The sequence below is a fragment of the Tritonibacter scottomollicae genome (genome assembly GCF_003003215.1).
Classification (GTDB): Bacteria; Pseudomonadota; Alphaproteobacteria; order Rhodobacterales; family Rhodobacteraceae; genus Epibacterium; species Epibacterium scottomollicae.
Genome location: NZ_PVUF01000013.1, coordinates 99,019 through 123,852, shown reverse-complemented (window position 1 = coordinate 123,852; position 24,834 = coordinate 99,019). Strand labels below are relative to the sequence as shown.

The 24,834-nt window shown below is 59.5% G+C and carries 19 protein-coding genes; 2 read left to right on the top strand and 17 right to left on the bottom strand.

Annotated features, from left to right (window positions below; genetic code table 11):
• The 4 genes from CLV89_RS17540 to rpsL form a co-directional block, all read right to left on the bottom strand.
• Positions 1–125: GTP-binding protein (locus CLV89_RS17540; RefSeq protein WP_239479786.1), on the bottom strand; the 125-nt coding region annotated here is incomplete at its 3' end.
• Positions 126–188: 63 nt separating this feature from the next.
• Entirely contained in the window at positions 189–2,309 is a 2,121-nt protein-coding gene (gene fusA, locus CLV89_RS17535) for an elongation factor G (protein WP_106164971.1), read from the bottom strand.
• A 20-nt stretch (positions 2,310–2,329) separates the two neighbouring features.
• The gene (gene rpsG / locus CLV89_RS17530) at positions 2,330–2,800 is read right to left on the bottom strand and encodes a 30S ribosomal protein S7 (RefSeq protein ID WP_106164970.1); all 471 of its coding nucleotides are present in this window, start codon (positions 2,798–2,800) and stop codon (positions 2,330–2,332) included.
• Positions 2,801–2,818: 18 nt separating this feature from the next.
• Positions 2,819–3,190, bottom strand: coding sequence for a 30S ribosomal protein S12 (gene rpsL, locus CLV89_RS17525; RefSeq protein ID WP_005621086.1), 372 nt, complete (start codon positions 3,188–3,190; stop codon positions 2,819–2,821).
• A gap of 361 nt (positions 3,191–3,551) precedes the next feature.
• On the opposite strand from rpsL, the gene CLV89_RS17520 reads away from it, so the two are divergent.
• Positions 3,552–4,358 carry a putative rhamnosyl transferase gene (locus CLV89_RS17520; RefSeq protein ID WP_106164969.1) on the top strand — a complete coding sequence of 269 codons (807 nt, stop codon included), beginning with the start codon at positions 3,552–3,554 and terminating at the stop codon, positions 4,356–4,358.
• Here CLV89_RS17520 and CLV89_RS17515 read toward each other — a convergent pair.
• The 13 genes from CLV89_RS17515 to secE form a co-directional block, all read right to left on the bottom strand.
• Positions 4,337–5,218: a DMT family transporter gene (locus CLV89_RS17515; RefSeq protein ID WP_106164968.1), complete on the bottom strand. Its 882-nt coding sequence runs from the start codon at positions 5,216–5,218 to the stop codon at positions 4,337–4,339. The two genes, CLV89_RS17520 and CLV89_RS17515, sit on opposite strands and share 22 nt — an antisense overlap.
• Position 5,219: 1 nt before the next feature.
• The gene (locus CLV89_RS17510; protein WP_106164967.1) at positions 5,220–6,032 is read right to left on the bottom strand and encodes a glycosyltransferase; all 813 of its coding nucleotides are present in this window, start codon (positions 6,030–6,032) and stop codon (positions 5,220–5,222) included.
• Between the two features lie 162 nt (positions 6,033–6,194).
• Entirely contained in the window at positions 6,195–10,430 is a 4,236-nt protein-coding gene (gene rpoC / locus CLV89_RS17505) for a DNA-directed RNA polymerase subunit beta' (protein WP_106164966.1), read from the bottom strand.
• Positions 10,431–10,483: 53 nt separating this feature from the next.
• Positions 10,484–14,623 (bottom strand): DNA-directed RNA polymerase subunit beta, encoded by a 4,140-nt coding sequence (gene rpoB, locus CLV89_RS17500; protein WP_106164965.1) that lies wholly within the window; start codon positions 14,621–14,623, stop codon positions 10,484–10,486.
• 306 nt (positions 14,624–14,929) lie between these two features.
• On the bottom strand, positions 14,930–15,304 hold the full coding sequence (gene rplL, locus CLV89_RS17495; RefSeq protein WP_106164964.1) for a 50S ribosomal protein L7/L12: 375 nt from the start codon (positions 15,302–15,304) through the stop codon (positions 14,930–14,932).
• A gap of 81 nt (positions 15,305–15,385) precedes the next feature.
• The gene (rplJ, locus tag CLV89_RS17490) at positions 15,386–15,904 is read right to left on the bottom strand and encodes a 50S ribosomal protein L10 (protein ID WP_106164963.1); all 519 of its coding nucleotides are present in this window, start codon (positions 15,902–15,904) and stop codon (positions 15,386–15,388) included.
• A gap of 276 nt (positions 15,905–16,180) precedes the next feature.
• Positions 16,181–17,122 carry a glycosyltransferase family 2 protein gene (locus tag CLV89_RS17485; protein WP_106164962.1) on the bottom strand — a complete coding sequence of 314 codons (942 nt, stop codon included), beginning with the start codon at positions 17,120–17,122 and terminating at the stop codon, positions 16,181–16,183.
• Between the two features lie 32 nt (positions 17,123–17,154).
• Complete coding sequence (locus tag CLV89_RS17480; RefSeq protein WP_243395051.1) at positions 17,155–18,075, bottom strand: glycosyltransferase family 2 protein; 921 nt, start codon at positions 18,073–18,075, stop codon at positions 17,155–17,157.
• A gap of 206 nt (positions 18,076–18,281) precedes the next feature.
• Complete coding sequence (gene rplA, locus CLV89_RS17475; protein ID WP_106164960.1) at positions 18,282–18,980, bottom strand: 50S ribosomal protein L1; 699 nt, start codon at positions 18,978–18,980, stop codon at positions 18,282–18,284.
• A gap of 1 nt (position 18,981) precedes the next feature.
• Positions 18,982–19,407, bottom strand: coding sequence for a 50S ribosomal protein L11 (gene rplK / locus CLV89_RS17470; RefSeq protein WP_106164959.1), 426 nt, complete (start codon positions 19,405–19,407; stop codon positions 18,982–18,984).
• A 138-nt stretch (positions 19,408–19,545) separates the two neighbouring features.
• A complete protein-coding gene (locus CLV89_RS17465) occupies positions 19,546–20,814 on the bottom strand; it encodes a glycosyltransferase family 4 protein (RefSeq protein WP_106164976.1) in 1,269 nt (422 codons plus the stop codon).
• A gap of 105 nt (positions 20,815–20,919) precedes the next feature.
• Entirely contained in the window at positions 20,920–21,453 is a 534-nt protein-coding gene (gene nusG, locus CLV89_RS17460) for a transcription termination/antitermination protein NusG (protein WP_106164958.1), read from the bottom strand.
• A 196-nt stretch (positions 21,454–21,649) separates the two neighbouring features.
• Positions 21,650–21,847, bottom strand: coding sequence for a preprotein translocase subunit SecE (secE, locus tag CLV89_RS17455; RefSeq protein WP_106164957.1), 198 nt, complete (start codon positions 21,845–21,847; stop codon positions 21,650–21,652).
• 214 nt (positions 21,848–22,061) lie between these two features.
• On the opposite strand from secE, the gene CLV89_RS17450 reads away from it, so the two are divergent.
• Entirely contained in the window at positions 22,062–24,215 is a 2,154-nt protein-coding gene (locus tag CLV89_RS17450) for an O-linked N-acetylglucosamine transferase, SPINDLY family protein (protein ID WP_243395052.1), read from the top strand.
• Positions 24,216–24,834 lie beyond the last annotated feature (619 nt).

The following is a 24,834-nucleotide window of genomic DNA, read 5'->3' as shown; positions in this document are numbered from 1 at the left end:
TAGGCCTGGAAGTCACCGAAGTATTTGGTGATTGCTGCGGTCAGCGTGGTTTTACCGTGGTCAACGTGGCCGATGGTGCCGATGTTGACGTGCGGCTTATTACGTTCGAACTTTTCCTTAGCCATGATGGCCTCCTTTTAGCTTTAAGGAGGGAGCGCACCTCTGTGCGCCCCCCCAATTCGTCACGCTTACGCGTATTTCGCCTGGATCTCGTCAGAGATGTTCTGCGGTACCGGATCGTAGTGCGAGAACTGCATGGTGAACTGCGCGCGGCCCGAGGACATGGAGCGCAGGGTGTTGATGTAACCGAACATGTTGGCCAGCGGCACATTTGCGTCGAGCGCAATTGCGTTGCCGCGCGGCTCCTGACCGGACACCTGACCCCGACGGGATGTCAGATCGCCAATGATGCTACCGGTGTATTCTTCCGGAGTGATCACTTCGACTTTCATGATCGGCTCAAGCAGCTTAGCACCAGCTTTGCGCATACCTTCACGCATCGCCATACGGGCAGCGATTTCAAAGGCCAGAACGCTGGAGTCCACGTCGTGGAACTTACCGTCGATCAGAGCAACTTTGAAGTCGATCACCGGGAAGCCAGCCAACGGACCGGAGTCCATGACCGAGGTGATGCCTTTTTCGACACCGGGGATGTATTCCTTCGGAACCGAACCACCAACGATGCGGGATTCGAAGGAAAAGCCTTCACCGGCTTCTGTCGGCGAGATGATCATCTTCACCTCGGCGAACTGACCCGAACCACCCGACTGTTTCTTGTGGGTGTAGGTGTGCTCGACCTCGTGACCGATGGTCTCGCGGTAGGCCACCTGAGGCGCACCGATGTTGGCTTCGACCTTGAATTCACGCTTCAGACGATCAACGAGGATGTCCAGGTGAAGTTCGCCCATGCCCTTCATGATGGTCTGACCGGACTCGAGGTCGGTCTCCACGCGGAAGGACGGATCTTCGGCTGCAAGACGTGCCAGACCCTGAGACATTTTCTCCTGGTCGCCCTTGGTCTTGGGCTCCACGGCGATCTCGATAACCGGATCCGGGAAGGTCATGGTTTCCAGAACGACCGGCTCTTTGGGATCGCAGAGGGTATCACCGGTGGTGGTGTCCTTCAGACCCGCCAGCGCGATGATGTCGCCTGCGAAAGCTTCTTCGATCTCTTCCCGGTTGTTGGAGTGCATCATCATCATACGACCGATGCGCTCTTTTTTGCCTTTGGTGGCATTCAGGATCGAGTCGCCCTTGTTCAGCACGCCGGAGTAGATCCGGGTGAAGGTCAGGGAGCCGACGAAGGGGTCGTTCATGATTTTGAACGCCAGGCCAGAGAACGCCATGGAGTCATCCGCACGACGCGGAATGTCACGGGTTTCTGTTTCGTCGCCGGGTTTGAAGCCCATGTAGTCGACAACGTCCAGCGGGCTGGGCAGATAGTCGATCACAGCGTTGAGCAGAGGCTGTACGCCTTTGTTCTTGAACGCGGAGCCACCCAGAACAGGCACGAATGCCATCGCCAGGGTCCCTTTGCGCAGAAGATCGCGCAGGGTGGCGACGTCAGGCTCGGCGCCGTCCATCAGGTAGTTTTCCATCGCCGCGTCGTCCATTTCGACAGCCGCTTCGATCATCTTGCCACGCCATTCGTTGGCCATGTCCTGCAGGCTCTCACGGATCGGAGCCTTGATCCAGGATGCACCAAGGTCTTCACCCTGCCACAGCCATTCTTCCATGGTCACCAGATCGAGCAGGCCTTCCAGCTCGGTCTCGGCACCGATCGGAATGCCGACGGGCACGGCGCGGGCGCCGGTGCGGTCTTCGATCATGTTGACGCAGTTGAAGAAGTCTGCGCCGATCTTGTCCATCTTGTTGACGAAGACCATACGCGGAACCTTGTAGCGGTCAGCTTGGCGCCACACGGTTTCGGTCTGCGGTTCAACACCGGCGTTGGCGTCAAGAACGCACACCGCGCCGTCAAGAACGGCGAGCGAACGCTCGACTTCGATGGTGAAGTCAACGTGGCCAGGGGTGTCGATGATGTTCAGGCGGTGCTTTTCGGAGTCCGGCTCGGTGCCGTTCTCAGTGCGCTCCCAGAACGTGGTCGTCGCCGCGGAGGTGATGGTAATACCGCGTTCCTGCTCCTGCTCCATCCAGTCCATGGTGGCCGCACCATCGTGCACCTCACCAAGGTTGTGGGATTTGCCGGTGTAAAACAGGATGCGCTCGGAGCAGGTGGTTTTACCTGCATCGATGTGCGCCATGATACCGAAGTTACGGTAGCGGTCTAGCGGATAGTCGCGTGCCATTTGGATGAGCCTCTAAAGAGTTACCAGCGATAATGCGAGAAGGCTTTGTTAGCCTCAGCCATCTTGTGCGTGTCTTCGCGCTTCTTAACGGCAGTACCCCGGCTTTGTACAGCATCGAGGAGCTCACCGGCGAGGCGCTCTTCCATTGTGTTCTCGTTACGGCCACGGGCCGCAGTGATCAACCAACGGATGGCGAGCGCTTCACGGCGCTCGGGACGCACTTCAACGGGCACCTGGTAGGTGGCACCACCCACACGACGCGAACGAACCTCAACGGAGGGTTTCACGTTGTCGAGGGCTTCGTGGAACACTTCCACGGGAGCGCGCTTGATCTTTGCTTCAACGCGGTCGAACGCGTTGTAGACAATGCTCTCTGCGACCGATTTTTTACCATCGATCATCAGGTTGTTCATGAATTTGGACAGAACGCGGTCACCGAACTTGGCGTCGGGGAGAATTTCGCGTTTTTCTGCAGCGTGACGACGGGACATCTATCAGTATCCTTCTTATTACTTAGGACGCTTCGCGCCATACTTGGAGCGACGCTGCTTACGGTCTTTGACGCCCTGGGTATCCAGAACACCGCGCAGGATGTGGTAACGGACACCCGGAAGGTCTTTTACACGGCCGCCACGGATCAGAACCACGGAGTGTTCCTGAAGGTTGTGGGATTCGCCCGGGATGTAGGAGATCACTTCGAAACCGTTGGTCAGGCGAACCTTCGCAACTTTCCGCATAGCGGAGTTCGGCTTCTTAGGTGTGGTGGTATAAACGCGAGTGCAGACGCCGCGCTTTTGTGGGCACTGCTCCAGGTGCATGGATTTGGAGCGCTTTACTTTCGGCTGACGCGGCTTGCGGATCAGCTGTTGGATCGTTGGCATTCCGGTTATTCCCCGTTTTGCAACACTATGTCATGCACGCGGCCCGGAATGCCCGGAGACGTGCGGCGAATTCATCTGCCTCTGCCACTTACGCAAACGCAAAAACCGCAAACGCTCCCATTCCGAGGTGAACGTCGCGGTGGGTTTACAGAGGGTCGGGGTGGTAAAAGTGCCCTGACCTTGAGCCACTACAGATATGATATCGGCGTAAGAGGGACTTCTCCTCCGAACCGGATAGCGCGCGTATATGCAGAGTCGCCCGGGTTGTCAACACATGCCCCGGTCGCGCTCGGGCCCTGACCTTGCTGCCAAGCACGCCGGACGGCATAGTCAGGCGACTGTGTGCCTTGGGAGGGGTAGAATGCAAGTGATTGGGCTGTGCCGTTTTTCATACCCTGCCATCGGCGGCTTTCAGGTGGAACACAACAGCATCGAGGAACGTATCGCGTTTCTCTACGCCGAGGCCCGGCTGGAAGAGCGGTTCCGCCTGTTTGAGACGGTCGCCCTGCCCTGTCTGCGCGAGCAGACGGATCAGGACTTCGATCTGATTATCGTCATCGGTGACAGCCTGCCGGCGCATCACGAAACCCGGCTACGCGATCTGGTGGCCGACATCCCGCAGATCAGTCTCCAGAAGCATCCGCCGCGTCAGCAGCGCCCGATCATGAAGGCGATCCTGAATGACGCCCGCCGTGATCCCGATGCGCCCTGCCTGCAGTTTCGCTACGATGACGACGATGCGGTGTCGGTTGATTTTGTCGAGCGGCTACGCCAAACGGTGAGCGATTGTTCAGGGCTGATCGAGCGCCATCGCGCTGTGGCTGTAGATTTCAACATGGGCTATGTCGCCGAGTTCAGCGCAGAGGGGATCGCAGCGGCAGCGCTCCATCGCCCTTACTACGTGGCCGCCCTTGGCGTGCATGTTCGAGGCGGCACCCCACTGACGATCATGAATTTTGCGCATCAGAAGATCCCGCGCTTCATGCCGACCATTACCCTGTCCGATGCGCTGATGTTCGTGCGTGGCCACCATGGGTCCAACGATTCCCGGCAGAAAGCTGTGGCGCCCGTGCCCGTAAGCCCCCTGACACCAGAGCAGGCGGCAGAATTCGAAGCCCGCTTTGCCATCAAGGATGCCGAGGTGCGTCAGGTGTTCTCCGCCACCTGACGTTCTCGCAGCAGGGTGAACAGCCCTGCCGCAACCACAAGTCCCGCCCCCAGCAACGTCAAGCCGGAGGGAAACTCGCCAAAGACCACCCAGCCCAACAGAAGCGCCCAGACCAGCCCAGTGTAGCGCAGCGGAGCGACTGCCGAGACGTCGCCGACCCGGATCGTCATCACCGCGCAAAGGTAAGCAAGCAGGATCAGAACCGCCGTACCACACAGCCACAGCCATTCACGCCCGCCAACCGGCTGCCAACTCTCGCCAAGGCCCAAGCCGAGGCCGAATAGAAGAACGGCAAAGGCCGACAGGAATGTCACGGTCAGCGATGGCACCGCAGGCGACATCTGCCGGGTGACCAGATCGCGCACCGTCAGCAGCGCCACCGCGATCAGCGCATAGATCGTGGCCGGACCAAAATCCGCACCACCGGGACGAACGATCAGCAGCATACCCACAAACCCAAGAGCGATGGCCAAGCTGCGCCGCCAGCCCACCGTTTCGCCCAGAAACAGCGCAGCACAGAGTGTCACGGTCAAAGGCAGCATCTGCAGCACGGCGGTGATATTTGCCAATGGCATCTGCAACAGCGCCGACAGGAAAAAATAGGTGACCGCCATTTCGGTGGCACAGCGCGCCAGCACCAGCGCCCAGTCTCTGCGGCCAAAGTCGAAGCGCAACGCGCCCATCGCACGCGCCAGCACCAATAGCAGCAGGCTGGCCATAATTCCGCGGATGGTCACGATCTGCCAGAGGGGCACCGTGGCGCCGACCAGCTTCACCAGCGTGTCGTTGAAAGTGAAGAAGGCCATGCTGCCCAACATCAGCAGGGCCCCCTTCTGGTTCGGGTTCAATCGGTCGATCATGTCAGATGGCTTTCAGCTCAGCGAGGGAGAGGCCGAAGTGCTGGCGTAGATCGACGTCAAGCTCCGCCTCGCTCTGCCGCCCGGTCAGCCCCATCATCGCTGGTGTGGAATGGTTGTCCTCATGCACCGTACGCAGGAACCCCGGAACAGAGATGTCGGAAAATAGCGGGTAGTGCTGGGCAAATTTACGGTGGTTGTAGCGATAGGGGTTGCCCCGCCCCGCCACGGGGCGCACCACCGCGGTTCCGGCAGACAAAGGCGCACGCTCGCAACTGTCGATCACCTGCGAGGGCTGGCCCGGCTCTCGGACAAGGTAGATGCCCCGGTTGTTGGCAATGGCATATACGGTCTCAGGCGTCGCCTGCAGCGGCAATAGCCCTGCTGCCAGGCGCTTGGTTCGGCTCACATATGACCCATCCAACGCGTCATCGTCATCAAGGCGGAACAGAATGCGATGGCTTTCGCCGTCATCCGGGATCAGCTCATAGGCGTCTTTCAGGATCTGGAAATGGTTCGCGGCGCCAAACTGAACCAGATGCAGATGTGAATGCGGCGCGAGCAGATCTGACAATTTTTGCAGATACATATCCGGCAGACGGTTCGACGTCGCCACCACCAGCTGGAAGTCCGGATCGCCCTGTCGCAGCAGCGAAGGCAGGCAGAGGTTTTCAAACAGATGCAGGCGCAGCGCCATGCGCGCCGGATCAAACAGCGCTGTCGCCGCGGCCTTTAGATCGGGAAACTGGTCGGCGTTGAACGTCGGCGTCAGAAGCGAGAAGCGGATCACGCCCACCATATTGAATGTTGCCGCCACAGCGCTGCTCCTCTCCCCAGTTCTCACATCACAGAGACCACGCCGCTGCCGCCTTGCCAAGAGACTTGGTGCAGGCCGTGCAGCGCCCCGCGTGCGAAACGAAAAAGCCCCGCGTCACGGTGGACGCGGGGCTCCCTCAAATCATGTCGAAACCGAGGTTTCTCAGTCGCGGCTCTCCGGCGTTTCCACCAGGAAGTCCGCATCACCTGCGTCCTCGTCCATCATCGGTGCCGCCAAGGCAGCAGCCGCTTCGGCCTCGATGCGACGGGCCTCGAGGACCACATTGTCACGGCTGGATGCAACCTGACGGACCTGCTGAGTGGCGCCACCGGTACCGGCTGGGATCAGGCGACCCACGATGACGTTCTCTTTGAGACCAACCAGCTTGTCCCGCTTGCCCTGAACCGACGCTTCGGTGAGCACCCGAGTGGTCTCCTGGAAGGAGGCCGCCGAGATGAAGGAGCGGGTCTGCAGCGACGCCTTGGTGATACCAAGCAGGATGGGTGCACCCTGAGCCGGACGTTTGCCACGCGACAGCGCCTTCTCGTTGGCCTGATCGAACTCTTGCTTGTCCACGTGCTCGCCCTTGAGCAGCGTGGTCTCGCCGGAGTCGGAGATCTCCCACTTCTGCAGCATCTGGCGAACGATCACCTCGATGTGCTTGTCGTTGATCTTCACACCCTGCAGACGATAAACGTCCTGGACTTCGTCGATCATGTAGTTGGCCAGCGCTTCGACACCCATGATGGAGAGGATGTCATGCGGCGCCGGGTTGCCGTCCATGATGTAGTCGCCCTTCTGGACGAAGTCGCCTTCGACCACCGGGATGTGCTTGCCCTTGGGCACCATGTATTCCACGGCATCCATGGTCTCATCCGCGGGTTCGATCGAGATGCGGCGCTTGTTCTTGTAGTCGCGACCAAAGCGCACGTAACCATCGATTTCGGCGATGATCGCGTGATCTTTCGGACGGCGGGCTTCGAACAGTTCGGCCACACGCGGCAGACCACCGGTAATGTCCTTGGTCTTGGCGCCTTCACGCGGGATACGCGCCACGACGTCACCAGTTTCGATCACCTGACCATCTTCCGCCGACAGGATCGCATCCACCGACATCGGGTAGGTCACCGGGTTGCCCAGATCGTTGCGCACCGGCTCGCCATCCGCATCCACAAGGATGATTTCCGGCTTCAGATCAGAACCCTTAGGTGCCGCACGCCAGTCGATCACGATCTTCTGGGTCATGCCGGTGGCATCGTCGGTTTCCTCACGCACAGCCAGGCCATTGACCAGGTCGACGTATTTCGCGGTACCCGGCTTCTCGGCGATGATCGGCAGGGTATAGGGATCCCATTCGAACAGCTTGTCGCCACGGTTGACCGACTGGCCTTCCTTGACGAACAGCTTGGTGCCGTAGCCCAGCTTGTGGCTGGACCGTTCTTCGCCGTGCTCGTCCTGGATGATCAGCTTCATGTTCCGACCCACGGTCAGAACTTCGCCGCTGGAGTTGGTGAGCGTGTTCGTGTTCTCGAACACGATCTTGCCCTCCTGGGACGCCTCGAGGAAGGACTGCTGGCCACCCTGTGCCACGCCGCCGATGTGGAACGTCCGCATCGTCAGCTGGGTGCCGGGTTCACCGATCGACTGCGCCGCGATGATGCCGACAGCCTCACCGGAGTTGACCATGGTACCGCGTGCAAGGTCACGGCCATAGCACATGGCGCAGACGCCCTCTTCGCTTTCACAGGTCAGCGGGCTGCGGATGCGCATGGACTGAACGCCGGCTTCTTCGATTGTATCCGCCATGCGTTCGTCGATCAGCTGACCGGCGGCCAGCAGGATCTCTTCGGTGCCGGGACGCTTCACATCATCTGCCGCAACGCGACCCAGGATGCGCTCGCCGATGGAGGCCACGACTTCACCGTCGTTGACAGCCGCCTCTGCGGTGATCGCACGTTCGGTGCCACAATCATGCTCGCGCACGATGCAGTCCTGCGCCACGTCCACCAGACGACGGGTGAGGTAACCGGAGTTCGCGGTCTTCAAAGCGGTATCCGACAGACCCTTACGGGCACCGTGGGTGGAGTTGAAGTACTCCAGAACGGTCAGACCTTCTTTAAAGTTCGAGATAACCGGTGTCTCGATGATGTCGCCGTTCGGCTTGGCCATCAGGCCGCGCATGCCGCCCAGCTGACGCATCTGCGTCACGGAGCCACGCGCACCGGAGTGGGCCATCATGTAAACCGAGTTCGGTTCCATGTCGGAGCCATCCTCGTCCTTCTTGACCGCCGAGATGGTGGACATCATGGCCTCGGTCAGCTTGTCGTTACACTTCGACCAGGCATCCACGACTTTGTTGTACTTTTCGCCCTGAGTGATCAGGCCGTCCATGTACTGCTGCTCAAAGTCTTTCACCTGATCACGCGTGCTGTCGACGATGGTCCACTTGGTCTCTGGGATCACCATGTCGTCCTTACCGAACGAGATGCCGGCCTTGAACGCTTCACGGAAGCCCATGGTCATGATCTGGTCACAGAAGATCACGGACTCTTTCTGACCGCAGTAACGGTAGACGGTGTCGATGACCTGCTGAACTTCGCGTTTGCGCAGCAGACGGTTGACCAGCTCGAAGGGCGCCTTGGCGTTCTTCGGCAGCAGAGCCCCCAACAGGGCACGGCCCGGTGTGGTCTCAAAGCGTTCGAAGACTTCGTTGCCCTCTTCGTCGATCTGCGGAACCCGCACGGTCACCTTGGAGTGCAGATGCACAACCCCGGCGTTCAGCGCGTGATGCACCTCGTCCAGGTTGCCAAAGACCATGCCTTCGCCCTTCACGCCTTCACGCGCCAGCGTGAGATAGTAAAGGCCCAAGATCATATCCTGCGAGGGAACGATGATCGGCGCGCCGTTTGCAGGCGACAGAACGTTGTTCGTGGACATCATCAGGACGCGCGCTTCCAGCTGGGCCTCAAGGCTCAGCGGGACGTGCACAGCCATCTGGTCGCCGTCGAAGTCCGCGTTGAACGCCGAGCAGACCAGCGGGTGCAGCTGGATCGCTTTACCTTCGATCAGCGTGGGTTCGAACGCCTGAATACCAAGACGGTGCAGCGTCGGTGCGCGGTTCAGCATCACCGGGTGCTCGCGGATCACCTCGTCGAGGATGTCCCAAACTTCGGGACGCTCTTTTTCGACGAGCTTCTTCGCCTGCTTCACGGTGGAGGACAGACCTTTGGCCTCCAGACGCGAATAGATGAACGGCTTGAAGAGTTCGAGCGCCATCTTCTTGGGCAGACCGCACTGGTGCAGCTTCAGTTCCGGGCCGGTCACAATCACCGAACGACCGGAGAAGTCGACGCGCTTACCCAAAAGGTTCTGACGGAAGCGACCTTGCTTACCTTTCAGCATGTCGGAGAGCGACTTCAGCGGGCGCTTGTTGGCACCGGTGATGACGCGACCACGACGGCCGTTGTCGAACAGAGCATCAACCGACTCTTGCAGCATCCGCTTTTCGTTGCGGACGATGATGTCAGGCGCACGCAGTTCGATCAGACGCTTCAGACGGTTGTTCCGGTTGATCACACGACGATAGAGGTCGTTGAGGTCGGACGTCGCAAAGCGACCACCATCCAGCGGAACCAGCGGCCGCAGTTCCGGCGGGATGACCGGGATCACGGTCATGATCATCCACTCGGGACGGTTGCCCGACTCGAGGAAGGATTCCACGACTTTCAGACGTTTGATGATCTTCTTGGGCTTCAGCTCACCGGTGGCTTCGGCCAGCTCGGCACGCAGGTGCTCTGCTTCGGCTTCCAGATCGATCGCCGCCAGCATTTCACGGATCGCTTCAGCACCGATGTTGGCGGTGAAAGCGTCCATGCCATAGGCATCCTGAGCGTCCATGAACTCTTCTTCGGTCATCATCTGACCGTAGGTCAGATCTGTCAGACCGGGTTCGATCACAACGTAGTTTTCAAAGTAGAGAACACGTTCCAGATCACGCAGGGTCATGTCCAGCATGAGGCCGATCCGGGACGGGAGCGACTTCAGGAACCAGATATGCGCGACCGGCGAGGCCAGCTCGATGTGGCCCATACGCTCGCGACGGACCTTCTGCAGCGTGACTTCCACACCGCATTTCTCGCAGACGACGCCGCGATATTTCATGCGCTTATATTTGCCGCACAGGCATTCGTAGTCTTTGATCGGACCAAAGATACGCGCGCAGAACAGACCGTCACGCTCAGGCTTGAACGTACGGTAGTTGATGGTTTCCGGCTTTTTGATTTCGCCGTAGGACCAAGACAAAATGCGTTCCGGCGACGCCAGAGAGACCTTGATCTCGTCAAAGACCTTCTGCGGGGTCAGCGGATTGAACGGATTGTTCGTCAGTTCCTGGTTCATTTTGATACCTCAAATTTTGCGGAAGGGGGGAGTGGGGTAAGGGCGCGGGGCCCTTACTCCTCAACCTCCGCATCCAGGAGTTCCATGTTCAGGCCGAGGCCGCGGACTTCCTTGACGAGAACGTTAAAGCTCTCGGGAACGCCCGCTTCAAAGTTGTCCTCGCCCTTGACGATCGACTCATAGACCTTGGTCCGGCCGGCGACGTCATCCGATTTCACGGTGAGCATCTCCTGCAGGGTGTAGGCGGCGCCGTAGGCTTCCAGAGCCCAGACTTCCATCTCACCAAAGCGCTGACCACCGAACTGCGCCTTACCACCGAGCGGCTGCTGGGTGACCAGCGAGTACGGACCAGTGGAACGGGCGTGGATCTTGTCGTCCACCAGGTGGTGCAGCTTCAGCAGGTACTTGATGCCGACGGTAACCGGGCGTGCAAACTGCTCGCCGGTGCGGCCGTCGAACAGGATCGACTGACCGGATTTGTCAAAGCCTGCGCGGATCAGCGAGTCGTTGACGTCATCTTCCTTGGCACCGTCGAAGACCGGCGTGGCGATCGGAACACCGCGGGTCACGTTGCCCGCCGCTTCAACCAGCTGTGTCTCGTCCATGTCGGAGATGCCCTCGTCGTAGACGTCCTCACCATAGGCTTCACGCATGGCGTCACGCACAGGGGTCAGATCACCGGTCCGGCGATAGTCCTGCAGCGCATCGTCGATTTTCAGACCCAGACCGCGCGCGGCCCAACCCATGTGGGTTTCAAGAATCTGACCGACGTTCATACGCGACGGCACGCCGAGCGGGTTGAGGCAGAAGTCCACCGGAGTACCATCTGCGAGGAACGGCATGTCCTCCATCGGCACCACGCGGGAGATAACACCCTTGTTCCCGTGACGACCGGCCATCTTGTCGCCCGGCTGCAGCTTGCGCTTCACGGCGATGAAGACCTTGACCATCTTCATCACACCCGGCGGCAGATCGTCGCCACGACGGACTTTCTCGACCTTGTCCTCGAAACGGGCATCCAGAGCACGCTTTTGTGCTTCGTACTGCTCGTTCAGGGCTTCGAGGATCTGAGCGTCTTTCTCGTCCTCAAGCGCCAGCATCCACCACTGACCACGGGTCAGCTGGTTGTCCAGCAGGTCCTCGTCGATGACGGTATTGCCGCGCACGCCCTTGGGCCCCTTGACGGCAGTCTTGCCCATCAACAGATCCCGCAAACGCGCGTAGATGTTGCGGTCCAGAATGCCGAGCTCATCGTCCCGGTCACGGGCCAGACGTTCGACTTCTTCACGCTCGATCTGCAGCGCACGCTCGTCTTTTTCCACGCCATGGCGGTTGAAGACACGCACTTCGACAACAGTACCGTAGTCGCCCGGCTTCACACGCAGCGAGGTGTCGCGCACGTCAGAGGCTTTCTCGCCAAAGATGGCACGCAGAAGCTTTTCTTCCGGCGTCATCGGGCTTTCACCCTTCGGCGTGATCTTACCCACGAGGATATCGCCCGGTTCCACATCAGCACCGATGTAGACGATGCCCGCTTCGTCGAGGTTGCGCAGGGCTTCCTCACCGACGTTCGGGATATCGCGGGTGATCTCTTCCGGACCAAGCTTGGTGTCACGGGCGGCGACTTCGAATTCCTCGATGTGGATCGAGGTGAAGACGTCGTCACGGGCAATCCGCTCGGAGATCAGGATGGAGTCTTCGTAGTTATAGCCATTCCAGGGCATGAAGGCGACGACGACGTTCTTGCCGAGCGCCAGTTCACCCATGTCCGTGGACGGACCATCTGCAATCACTTCGCCTTTTGAGACCGTCTGACCCACTTTCACCAGCGGACGCTGGTTGATGCAGGTGTTCTGGTTCGAGCGCTGGAACTTGCGCATGCGGTAGATGTCCACACCCGCGTCGCCCATCTCCAGATCGGAGGTGGCGCGGATCACGATACGCTGGGCGTCGATCTGGTCGATCACGCCTGCGCGTTTCGCCATGATCGCCGCACCGGAGTCGCGCGCCACGATTTCCTCGATGCCGGTGCCGACCAGCGGCGCTTCTGCGCGCAGGAGCGGAACCGCCTGACGTTGCATGTTCGAACCCATCAGAGCGCGGTTAGCATCGTCGTTTTCAAGGAACGGAATGAGCGAGGCCGCAACCGATACCAGCTGCTTGGGCGAAACGTCGATGAGGTCAACGCTTTCGTTCGGGGCCAGCGTGTAGTCACCCGACTGACGGGTGGACACGAGGTCATTCACGAAGCGGTTGTTCTCGTCGAGGTTTGCGTTTGCCTGCGCCACGGTGTGACGCATTTCCTCGGTCGCGGACATGTAGTGAACCTCATCGGTCACCTGACCGTCGTTCACAACGCGATAAGGGGTCTCGATGAAGCCGTATTTGTTCACCCGGGCAAAGGTCGCCAGCGAGTTGATCAGACCAATGTTCGGACCTTCCGGCGTTTCAATCGGGCACATCCGACCATAGTGGGTCGGGTGAACGTCGCGCACCTCAAAGCCGGCACGCTCGCGGGTCAGACCGCCGGGGCCAAGCGCCGAGAGACGGCGTTTGTGGGTGACTTCCGACAGCGGGTTGGTCTGGTCCATGAACTGCGACAGCTGCGAAGAGCCGAAGAATTCACGCACAGCCGCAGCGGCGGGCTTGGCGTTGATCAGATCCTGCGGCATCACGGTGTCGATCTCGACCGAGGACATACGTTCCTTGATCGCGCGCTCCATGCGCAGCAGACCAACGCGGTACTGGTTTTCCATCAGCTCGCCAACCGAGCGCACACGACGGTTGCCGAGGTGGTCGATGTCGTCGATGTCACCCTTGCCGTCACGCAGCTCCACCAGCGCCTTGATACAGGCGACGATGTCTTCCTTGCGCAGGGTGCGCATGGTGTCTTCTGCATCCAGTGCCAGACGCATGTTCATCTTCACGCGCCCCACAGCGGAGAGGTCATAACGCTCGGAATCAAAGAACAGCGTGTCGAACAGCGCGGAGGCGGCTTCGACGGTGGGCGGCTCGCCCGGACGCATCACGCGGTAGATGTCCATGAGCGCGGTGTCGCGGCCCATGTTCTTGTCTGCCGCCATGGTGTTGCGCATGTAGGGACCGACATTGATGTTGTCGATGTCGAGAACCGGAATGTCGGTGACGCCCGCATCCAGCAGTTCCTTGACGGAGCCGCCAATGATGTCGCCATCTTTGTCGTATTCCAAGGTCAGCTCATCACCGGCTTCGACGTAGATCGCGCCGTTTTCTTCGTTGATGATGTCCTTGGCGACATATTTGCCGACGATATGCTCGAAGGGCACCAGCAGCTCGGTGATGTTGCCTTCGTCGATCATCTTCTTGACGGCGCGCGGGGTGACCTTCTTGCCGGCTTCGCAGATGATTTCGCCAGTGGCGGCATCCACGAGGTCATAGGTCGGACGGGTGCCGCGCACGCGCTCGGGGAAGAACGGCGCGACCCAGCCGCGCGACTTCTCAAGCTTGAAGTTCACGGTGTTGTAGTAGGCATCCATGATGCCTTCCTGGTCGAGACCCAGGGCATAGAGCAGCGTGGTCACCGGCAGCTTGCGGCGACGGTCGATGCGGGCAAAGACGATGTCTTTCGCGTCGAATTCGAAATCGAGCCAGGAGCCGCGATACGGGATGATGCGGCAGGCGAACAGCAGCTTGCCCGAGGAGTGGGTCTTGCCTTTGTCGTGGTCGAAGAACACGCCCGGCGAACGGTGCATCTGGGACACGATCACTCGCTCGGTGCCGTTGACGACAAATGTGCCGTTCGGGGTCATCAAAGGCATATCGCCCATGAAGACGTCCTGTTCCTTGATGTCCTTCACGGATTTGGCGCCGGTGTCCTCATCGACATCAAAGACGATCAAACGCAGGGTGACCTTCAGCGGAGCCGCATAGGTCATGTCACGCTGCATGCACTCGTCGACGTCGTACTTCGGACGCTCAAGCGCGTAGCTCACGAACTCCAGAACGGAGGTTTCGTTGAAATCCTTGATCGGGAAAACCGACTGGAACACGCCTTTGATGCCCTCGCCGTCGAGCGGCAGGGCTTCATCGCCGGAGCGAAGGAATAGATCGTAGGAAGATTTCTGGACCTCGATGAGGTTCGGCATGTCCAGCACTTCGCGGATCTTGCCGTAATATTTGCGAAGACGTTTCTGGCCAAGGAACGATTGAGCCATGTCAGATGTCACCTTTCAGAGTTCTCAACACACAAGGATGCCGCCGGGCCCCGGCACCTCGTCCGTCAGAGACAGCGTGGTCTGGATCAATTCATGGCCACCGTCCCGAATGGCGGCCTCCCGATCCAACGAACCTCGCCTGAAAAAAGGGCCTACCTGACGTCCGGTAGAAAGGCCCCTTTCTGAGACAGATTCAGCCGGACCCGGGTTTCCCCGGATCCAGCCAATAATTTCGAGGCCTATAGAGCAGAAGTCACCTGAAAAAATCCAGAGTGAATTCGCGCCCAAATGTCCCCGCGCGCTAGCTTAGGCCAGCTCGACTTCGGCGCCAGCTGCTTCCAGCTTGCCTTTGATCTCTTCAGCTTCGTCCTTGGACACAGCTTCTTTGATCTTGCCGCCAGCTTCAACGAGCTCTTTGGCTTCTTTGAGGCCCAGACCGGTGATGCCGCGGACTTCTTTGATCACGTTGATCTTGGACGCGCCGGCGTTCTTCAGAACGACGTCGAATTCAGTTTTCTCTTCCTCAGCAGCTGCGTCGCCGCCTGCAGGACCAGCCATCATCACGGCGCCGCCAGCTGCGGGCTCGATGTCATACTCGTCCTTGAGGATGGTTTTCAGTTCTTGTGCTTCCAGCAGGGTCAGACCAACGATGCTTTCCGCGAGTGCTTTCAGATCAGCCATTGTATCAGCTCTTTCCGTTTACAGATGTGTGTTCCAACGTGGGCAGTTTGCGCCCTACGCCAGTCATTAAGTGCCAACCGCTTACGCAGCTTCCGCCTTCTCTTCGATGGTCGAAAGAATGCTTGCGATGTTGCTTGCAGGTGCGCCAATTGCGCCGGCGATGTTGGAGGCCGGTGCGCCAATGCAGCTTGCGATCTGAGCAATGAGCTCATCACGGGACGGCATTTTCGACACGGCTTCGACGCCTGCGCGGTCAAGAGCGTTCTCACCCATTGCGCCGCCGAGGATCTCAAACTTTTTGTTATCCTTAGCGAAACCCTCGGCCACCTTGGCGGCGGACACGGGGTCTTCGGAATAGGTCAGTACGGTCATCCCTGTCAGCAGGTCAGACATGTTTTCACACGGCTTACCCTCGAGGGCGATTTTGGCGAGCCTGTTTTTGGCAACACGCACGGAGCCGCCCGCGTCACGAGCACGTGCGCGAAGGTCCTGCATCTCGGCAACTGTCAGACCGGTGTAGTGGGCTACGACCACCACGCCAGAGCTTTCGAAGATCTGGCCGAGTTCCTCGACCACTTTCTCTTTCTGGGCTCTATCCACAGTTCTCTCCAAGTTAGGGGCAAATGCCCCGGCTCATTTCTGCCGCACCCCGAGGGGTCCGGCGGTCCAGTCCGTTTTACGGGGTTTTAGCCAAAGTCGCCCGAGAGCTAGAAAACCCTCGATCTAATCTTGGTCTTTACCCGTCTCAGGAGGGAAATTAAGACCTGATCGACAGGTCACCCACCTTCTTGGACGAAAAGGAATAAAGCGCGCGACGAATCGCACGCTTTGCTCCGTGGGCCGTACATAGTCCTGCGAAGCCAGATTTCCAACCCCTTAATTGGAAAACGGCGCAGCCTCGCAAGGTTCGGAGAACCCCTCCGCAGGCCCGTCGAACAGCGGTGCATGAGTGACATCCACCTCCAGCAGGCGATCGCGCGACAAAAGCAACTTGGCCTGCCGCACATCAAGGTGATGCATGCGCTGATAGAAATCCCGAAGCCGCGCCTCATCACCCGCGTTCAGTATCTCGAGCAAGGCGTCGAGGATCTCGGTACGTCGACTGCGTGCCTGTGCCTGCACCCGATACTCAAGCTTGCGCCGCCACACGTCATAGCGATCAGCATAGAAGTGCAGGATCCCGACGCCATCTTCCGCAACGATTTTCTTATCCAAGATGCGCGCCCCATCTTCTGCCACCAGCCAATGAGGATGGAACCGCTTGGAGGCAATGCCAGTACGGACAACGCTTTTGCCGACGGTATGCCCCACCAGCCCCTTGTTGCCCTCCATGTAGCGTGAGAACTCGCCATAGACCCGGCGCGACAGACGCGGCCACATGGGGAGACGGAACTGGTCGCACGCGCCATCGGCGCGACGCCCGACATGCTCCGCCACGCCCAAAAGCAGACTGCGGACCTCGGGAGGCTGCGTGTCGAGAAGATCGGCCAATCGACCGTCACGACAATACAGCAGCTCATCACCATCAAGGTTCAAAACCCAATCGCTGGTCGCGCGCTGGTAGAGGTAGTTCATCGACATGTTTTGCCGATGGGTAAAGTGCCCGCCAGGCTTGGCGCCGCAAGACCGCCAGAAGTCCGGCGTCGCGCGGTGAATATCAAGTGCAGGATGACCTTCGAGCCGAGAAATCGACGGGTCCTCAGGATCGTCGAAAACCAGATGCAAACGCTCCGCGCCAGCCGCCAGATGCCAGGAGATGAACCGCTCCAGAACAGGCCAGGGCTCCTTCAGGATCGCGACCACGGACCATGTTGTCATTCTCCCGCCCTCACCCTTTACAGCTGCGCATTTTATGTCGCTTGCCCTTTGCCGGTAGCATCCAGGTCCGATGCTGACACCCAGAAGTACTCGCGCACCAGCCCGTCGATATCCATTGAAAGAGTCAAGAGCACGCCCTGCGCGTTCAGCGCCGCCAATCGCTCCGGTGTTGCATGGTGAAGCCGCTGATGCAAATCCCGCAAAGCCTCTTCGGGATCGCTGGAGCGTTGAGCAAGCTTCACCCGGTCGGTCAGCCCATCGGTAAACCCGCGCGCATGCGAGCGCCAAGCCAGCTTGTTGCGCCAAATCTCGTAGCTCTCACCGATCATATGCAACAGGTATGCGCCGTCCTCATTGTGCAGGACCATTTCGTCAGCGCCATCTGAGCGCAGGTATCGCGGCCAGTGCTGACGCAGGACCAGACCTTCGATACCGCAGCGCACGATAGATTTTCCATGCGCATGGCCGACCAAGCCCTGCCGACGTGGACCAAACAGCTGCGCGTCTTCGCCGTAAACCGCATGGCGGACAGCGCGCTCCATCGGCAGACGGAAATGCGTGAGCACCGCCTCATCCTGCGCCATGATCCGTTCGGCGGTCTTTACCCGAAGCGACTTCTTGTCGATGGGAACGCTCGCAAGCACGTCCGCAACGCTGCGTCCCTCAAAAAACAAGAACTCATCCGCATCGACATTCAGCAACCAACCATCAGGATACTTCTGATAGATCCATGTCAGCGCTGCATTCTGGCGGGTGACAAAGGCGTCATCAGCAGTGAGGCCCAGAGACTGCCAAAACGCGGGGGTACAGGAAATACAGCGCAAGCGAGGATGGTCGGACAAGATGTCGATCGCCGGATCATCAGGATTGTCAAAGCAGATCACCACCTCGTCGGCGCCAAGCGCAAGATACCATGCGCAGAACTTCAGCACCTCCGGCAGAGGTTCGTTCATGATGGCGCCAACCCGCCAGACCTGTGACTCAGCCTCTGCCATTTCCGCGTTTTTCCCACACCTTCGTTGACCAACCCGCGCATTTTGCCTGATCTGCGCGCCAAAGCCACCTACCTCAACGCACTCTCACATAGCGGCCAATCAAGAACAAAAAAAGGCGACACCAAAGTGCCGCCTCTCTTTTTCAGGAAGTGGAGGTGTCCGAATTACTCGGAAACAGCGCCGTCCACGTCAAGCGTCACGCCCGGGCCCATAGTGGAGGACAGAGCGATTTTCTTCATGTAGGTGCCTTTGGCGCCTGCAGGCTTCGCCTTGGACACGGCAGAGATGAAGGCACGAACGTTTTCGACCAGCTTGGCTTCGTCGAAGGACGCTTTGCCAACGCCGGCGTGCACAACGCCGCCTTTTTCCGCTTTGAACTGAACTTCACCACCTTTGGCAGCTTCCACGGCGGTTTTCACGTCCATGGTCACGGTGCCAACCTTGGGGTTCGGCATCAGGTTGCGCGGGCCAAGGATCTTACCCAGACGGCCAACGACGGGCATCATGTCCGGGGTCGCGATGCAGCGATCAAATTCGATGGTGCCGCCCTGGATGGTTTCCATCAGGTCTTCTGCGCCAACGATATCTGCGCCAGCGGCCTGAGCTTCTTCAGCTTTGGGGCCGCGTGCAAAAACAGCAACGCGCATGGTTTTGCCGGTGCCGTTGGGCAGGCCAACAACGCCGCGGACCATCTGGTCTGCGTGACGGGTGTCAACGCCCAGGTTCATCGCGATGTCGATGGTTTCGTCGAATTTGGTGGCGGCGTTTGCCTTTACCAGTGCGACGGCCTCTTCAACGGTGAGGTTCGATTTGCCTGCGAAGGCGTCGCGCGCTGCGCGGGTACGTTTACCGAGCTTTGCCATCTTACTTCACCTCAATGCCCATGGAACGGGCGGAGCCCAGGATGATCTGCATCGCGGATTCGATATCGTTCGCGTTCAGATCTTTCATCTTCGCTTCGGCGATCTCTTTCACCTGAGCAGCGGTGACGGTGCCCGCCACTTCACGGCTCGGAGCGCTCGCGCCGGATTTCAGGTTGGCGGCCTTCTTCAGGTAGTAAGACGCGGGCGGCGTCTTGATGTCCATGGTGAAGGACTTGTCCTGATAGTAGGTGATCACGGTCGGGCAAGGGGCGCCTTGCTCCATGTCTGCGGTCTTGGCGTTGAACGCCTTGCAGAATTCCATGATGTTGATGCCGCGCTGACCGAGGGCCGGGCCAACTGGCGGGGATGGGTTTGCCTGACCTGCAGGAACCTGCAGTTTCATCGAACCAACAAGCTTCTTAGCCATCTGGTTGTCTCCTAATTCAACAGCCTCAGGGCGCGCCCCTTGGCCTTATTACGTTGCGTGGTCCGACCTTCGCGTCGCGACGCCTCGGCCTCCCACAAGAATCACACCCGGTTGAGAAACCGGGCCGATTGGCGGCTGTTACGCCCTATGTTGGTCGGAATCAACCCCTGAAGGTGCATCAACGTGCCGCGCGCGCGCCTCCCGCGATCCGCCCGCGGTCCTGTCATGGGCGGCGCGTGCAGCGGCATACCAGCTGTCCGCAACCCGGCCCCACGGAAACGCCGCTTCGGCCTTGGCGCGCGCCGCTTGCGAAATACACTCTGCCAGATCCGGCTCATGCGCCAGCCTCTGCATGGCGCCCGCGAGATCACGCACCACCTGCCCTTGCGAGCCCGCATCGACAAACAAGGCCTCACCCTCCTCGGCCAACCCCAACGGCCCGCCCCAGCGCAGGGTCACCACCGGAAGACCGATGGCCATGGCTTCCTGCATGATAATCCCGTTCGCCTCGCGCAGGGTCGGGAACAACAGGCCGCGAAAGCGTCCCAGCGTGTCCGCAAGGGCATCATGTGGCAACCACCCGGCGAAGGTCACACGCGCACCGAGGTTCAATTCACGTACCAAAGCCTCCAGCTCAGCCCGTTGCGGGCCATCGCCATATAGGGTCAGTTGGCTTTGTTCCGGTGCATGAGAGAGCGCTCGGATCGCCAGCTCGGCCCCTTTGTAGGGCACCATGCGCCCGATCCAGACAAAATGCGGCGGGCTCTCTGCCGGGTGGATGCGGTGACGATCAAACAGCGCCTCACTCAGCCCCGCGTCCCAGACCTCTTCGATGCGACCCGGCGGGCAGCCCGCCCAGTCCAGCGCCTCCCGCGTGCGGTCATAGCCCGACACCAGCACCCGCTCGGCGCGCGCAAACTGTCGCGAGAACAGGCCCAGTAATTTCTGCAAGGGTCGGTATATCCGCTGCTGCAACCGCAACCCGCGCCCGGCCAGATGTCGAAATCCGGGCGGGTAGAAGATGTTGCCCGACAGCGGCCCGATCACATAGCGGTACCCCTTCGGCGGGAAGCGCTGCTCTACCGGTGAAATCGGGCAGAGATAGTGGATCACCACACCGTCCGGATCGAAGTCACGACAGATCCGTGCCACTTCCAGATGGAAGAAACTGTTGACCAGACGCGCCAGCCCCGGCGTGCGCCAGCAGGCCCTCATCATGGCACTGTCGCGCACATAGATCACCCGACCCTCGGGCAGCTGATCTGCCAGCGCCGCGCGGCAACGGTCATGGGTGATCAGGGTAACGTCACGCCCCTGCGCCAGCAGCTGTTGCACATATTGCAGTGCCTTCATCGCCTCGCCCCCCATTGTCAGGGCGGCATTGGTCGACACCACAAGCAGTTTCATAGGTGGCAGACTCCGGCTGAACAAAAGAAAATCGGCCCCATCATAGGGGCCGACTGCCATGTTCCCAACGGGAAATTCGGATCGCTGTCCTCGCGGACGGCTGGATCAGCTCTGCTTGGTCACCTGGGTGAAGTCCAGCTCCACCGGGGTTTCGCGGCCAAAGATGGACACGGTGACCTTGAGCTTCTGGTTGTCGTCGTCGACGCCTTCGACCATGCCGTCGAAGTCCTCGAAGGGGCCATCGTTGACCTTAACCCGCTCACCGATCTCGTAGGAGATAAGCGTGCGCGGCGCTTCGACACCTTCCTCGACGCGACCCAGGATGCCCTGTACCTCGGCATCGCGCATCGGCATCGGGCGGCCTTGCGGGCCCAGAAAACCGGTGACGCGGTTGATCGAGGAAATCAGGTGATAGCCCTTGTCGGACATTTCCATGTGCACAAGCACATAGCCCGGCATGAAGCGGCGTTCGGTCGAAACCTTCTTGCCGCGCCGGATTTCGATCACTTCCTCTGTGGGAACCAGAACCTCGTCAATCTCGTCCTCGAGACTCTGCTCCACGACCGCGGCGCGAATCTGCTCTGCGATTTTCTTTTCGAAGTTCGAAAGAACGCTGACCGAATACCACCGTTTCGCCATGAACCTGAGTGTCCTTGTGTTCCCGGCAGGCGAATGACCTGCCAAATATCTCCAAACAGCCTTTGGCTGCAGCCCAACAAAAAGCGGCGTGCGAATCGCCGCACGCCCCTTCCAGTATCGGCTGACCTATCCCCCTGTGCGGATAAGATCAAGGGGCTACGGCGCGGCCAGGCTTGGTGAAACGCGCAGCTGCGCCTTAACCAAACATCCCGAGAACGCCATTCAAGCCAAAGCGGATCAACAGATCCACCAATGCAAAGAATACCGCGGTCAGCGCAGCCATGATGAACACCATGACAGTGGTCAGCAGAACCTCGCGGCGGGTCGGCCAGACAACCTTGCTGACTTCGGCGCGCACCTGCTGGATGAACTGTACTGGATTGATGGTGGCCATAGGGCTCTCACACTCTCTCTTGTCGACTGGAAGGCGATGTAACCGAGCGGCATGGCGAATTCAAGGCCCGCCTCTCTGAATGGCGGCCAGAAGCAGTCAATTCAATCTTAATTCTCACGTTTCATAGTCAGTTTCACCGGTAGGCAGAAGCGCCTTCCTGCATGACCGCAGGCCAGGGCCGGGACCATAGAGCGCGAAAATGAGATTGGACTCCATGACCTTTGCACACTCTCTGCAGAATGCTGATGTGATGACCGCGGCGCAGAACAGCGCCCCACCCCGCTCTCTCGCCGATTCGGCGCCACCCCATCAGTTACACCCAAAATCCGCCAACGATCCGCTACCGTCTTCAATGCGAGAGCGTGTCTCGATTGTCTTCGCCGCAGGCCGTTACGAAGACGCCTCGACAGCCTGTGCCAAATTGCTCCAGCATTATGCTGCGTCTGCCTTCCTGTGGACGATTCAAGGTCTGTGCCACCTTAAACGCCGCGCACTCAACGATGCTCTCACCTGCTTGAACCGCGCACGCGAACTGGCCCCGAGCACTCCCGAAGCCTACGTGGGAATGGCAGATGTCTACGCGGTGCAGGGCGATATCAAGGCCGCCGAAACCCACTATCAGATGGCGCTGACCCTCGATGCGCATCACCTGCTGGCGCTGAACAATTTTGCCAACTTCCTATCCGAGATAGGACGCCCAGAAGACGCGGCCCCTTTGCTCGATGCTGCTCGAGAACTGGCGCCCGATAACGCAGTCATCCTCTACAACTTGGCAAATGCCAAACGCCAGATAGGGGACACTGCCGGCGCCAAAGAACTGTACAGGCAGGCCCTCGACCACGCTCCAAACCTATATGAGGCGCGTTCAAACTACGGGCAAATGCTCTGCTTGGACCGGGAGTTTGAAGCGGCAAATGCGCAGTTCGCGAAACTTCTTGCCATCAACCCGGATGACGACCGTATCCGCGCGAACAAACTGCATGCCATGGCAATGCTCAACGATTTCAATTGGATTGCCGACTATCAGACGCATCGTCGCCATCTTGGCCTGCGCGGCACGCCTGTCGCACCGTTCATGACCATTGGCCTAGAAGATAATCCAGACCTGCTGCGGCTGCGCACACACGCATATGCCGAATCTCATATGCCCACGACGCAAGCGGCAACAACATGCGCCGCGAGACCTGCATCGCGTCCCGACCGGCTGCGCATCGGATATTTTTCGGCCGATTTCCACAACCACGCCACCATGCACCTGATGAGTGGCCTGCTGCGCAGCCATGACAAGTCGCGCTTCGAGATTCAGCTGTTTTCCTACGGGCCTGATCGCAGCGACACCCAGCAAGATTTTGCGCGCGAGGCAGCAGACAAGTTTCACGCGGTCGGGCAGCTGTCGGATCACGGCTTGATCGCGCTGGCACAAGCGGAAGATCTGGACATCGCGGTAGACCTGAAGGGGTTCACTGGCCGCTCTCGCAGCGGAATTTTTGCCAGCCGCCTTGCCCCCGTACACATGTCATTCCTCGGCTATCCCGGCACCATGGGCACCCCGGCGATGGACTATCTGATCACCGATTCGGTGGTGAGCCCCGTCGGCAGTGAACGTCATTTCGAAGAGCATCTGATCCGCCTGCCCCACAGCTATCAGCCCAACGACGACCAGCGTCATATCGCGCCCCGACAGTTCACACGCGCAGACTGCGGCCTGCCGGAAGAGGGCTTTATCTTCTGCTGCTTCAACAACAGCTACAAGATCACCCCGCGCGAATTTGACATCTGGATGCGCCTGATGACCAAGGTCGATGGCAGTGTGCTATGGCTTCTGTCCGGTGGACCGACCTCAGAAGCCAACCTGCGCCGCGAAGCTGAGCTCAGGGGCGTTTGCGGTGATCGGTTGATCTTCGCGGGCCGCATGCAGCAGGATGAACATCTCGCGCGTCAAAAAGTAGCCGATTTGTTTCTCGATACGTTTGCCGTCAACGCGCACACGACCTGCAGCGATGCTCTATGGGCCGGGCTTCCCGTTCTCACACGTCCCGGACAGCAATTTGCCGCCCGCGTCGGGGCAAGTCTGTTGAGCGCGATGAACCTTCCGACGCTCATCGCAAAAGATGACGCCGATTACGAAGCTCGCGCGTTGCAATATGCTCAGGACCCGGATGCGTTGCTGGCGCTGCGGAGCAAACTAATGGTGAACCGCCGAAGAACGCCGCTGTTTGATACAGCTGGCTATACATGCAACCTCGAAAGTGCGTTTGATGCCGCATTCGAACGTTGGCGACTGGAACAGCCCCCTGCACATCTGACTGTCAACTCTCCGGACACTCGACCGTCGAGCAAGCCCAGCGCTTCGGTCGCAGCGGCATGAACCACGACTGATGGCTCCGAAGACGGCGGGACAGCTCTTGGCCGTACGTTCGGCGGGGCCGGGGTCTGAGCATGCAAGCCAGTTCTCCCCGAAGCGGCCTCCACCACCCGGATCGCGGCTGCCAACATTGCTCTCACGACAGCCAAGAGCCCGTGTGCCAGCACGGCTTCCAGGGCTCGATGCGCGGCAGAGGCAACTGTTGTGAAACCTCGGCAGCGTGGCCTCAAAACCATCGAAGCAGAGATGATATGGCGCAGGCTCCAGCATATGCGCCAAGAAACGGCGCTGACGTTTTCCAGCACATCAATGGCTTTCACAATCCGCGCCGATGGTACCAGAACAGGACTGAAAAAGCCTGACATCTTTTGAAAAGGACGTGCCCCAAATGCACATCTTGGGGGGCAAAAAACCTGCCTGGCCCGCACCGGATCGTCCGCTCAAAGCGAGGCCCGTCACACCCAGTCTCTCTGGCAGAGAAAATCGCCTGAATTCACCAGTGAGCCAAGCGCCACCCGTTGTGTGTGCCTCCTATAACGAAGAGTCTCCCGTCGCCGCGGGACTATCCAGGTTTGATGAAATCGCATCACCACCCAGGGTCAACTTGTCCACTTCCGTAAAT

Excerpts from the sequence above, each read along its gene's own strand:
- CLV89_RS17515 (WP_106164968.1), bottom strand. The coding sequence starts at position 5,218 with ATGATCGACCGATTGAACCCGAACCAGAAGGGGGCCCTGCTGATGTTG.
- rpsG (WP_106164970.1), bottom strand. The coding sequence starts at position 2,800 with ATGTCCCGTCGTCACGCTGCAGAAAAACGCGAAATTCTCCCCGACGCC.
- fusA (WP_106164971.1), bottom strand. The coding sequence starts at position 2,309 with ATGGCACGCGACTATCCGCTAGACCGCTACCGTAACTTCGGTATCATG.
- rpoC (WP_106164966.1), bottom strand. The coding sequence starts at position 10,430 with ATGAACCAGGAACTGACGAACAATCCGTTCAATCCGCTGACCCCGCAG.
- CLV89_RS17485 (WP_106164962.1), bottom strand. The coding sequence starts at position 17,122 with ATGACAACATGGTCCGTGGTCGCGATCCTGAAGGAGCCCTGGCCTGTT.
- rpsL (WP_005621086.1), bottom strand. The coding sequence starts at position 3,190 with ATGCCAACGATCCAACAGCTGATCCGCAAGCCGCGTCAGCCGAAAGTA.
- secE (WP_106164957.1), bottom strand. The coding sequence starts at position 21,847 with ATGGCCACCATCAATCCAGTACAGTTCATCCAGCAGGTGCGCGCCGAA.
- CLV89_RS17465 (WP_106164976.1), bottom strand. The coding sequence starts at position 20,814 with ATGAAACTGCTTGTGGTGTCGACCAATGCCGCCCTGACAATGGGGGGC.
- rplK (WP_106164959.1), bottom strand. The coding sequence starts at position 19,407 with ATGGCTAAGAAGCTTGTTGGTTCGATGAAACTGCAGGTTCCTGCAGGT.
- rpoB (WP_106164965.1), bottom strand. The coding sequence starts at position 14,623 with ATGGCTCAATCGTTCCTTGGCCAGAAACGTCTTCGCAAATATTACGGC.
- rplA (WP_106164960.1), bottom strand. The coding sequence starts at position 18,980 with ATGGCAAAGCTCGGTAAACGTACCCGCGCAGCGCGCGACGCCTTCGCA.
- CLV89_RS17520 (WP_106164969.1), top strand. The coding sequence starts at position 3,552 with ATGCAAGTGATTGGGCTGTGCCGTTTTTCATACCCTGCCATCGGCGGC.
- CLV89_RS17450 (WP_243395052.1), top strand. The coding sequence starts at position 22,062 with ATGACCTTTGCACACTCTCTGCAGAATGCTGATGTGATGACCGCGGCG.
- CLV89_RS17480 (WP_243395051.1), bottom strand. The coding sequence starts at position 18,075 with ATGAACGAACCTCTGCCGGAGGTGCTGAAGTTCTGCGCATGGTATCTT.
- rplL (WP_106164964.1), bottom strand. The coding sequence starts at position 15,304 with ATGGCTGATCTGAAAGCACTCGCGGAAAGCATCGTTGGTCTGACCCTG.
- nusG (WP_106164958.1), bottom strand. The coding sequence starts at position 21,453 with ATGGCGAAACGGTGGTATTCGGTCAGCGTTCTTTCGAACTTCGAAAAG.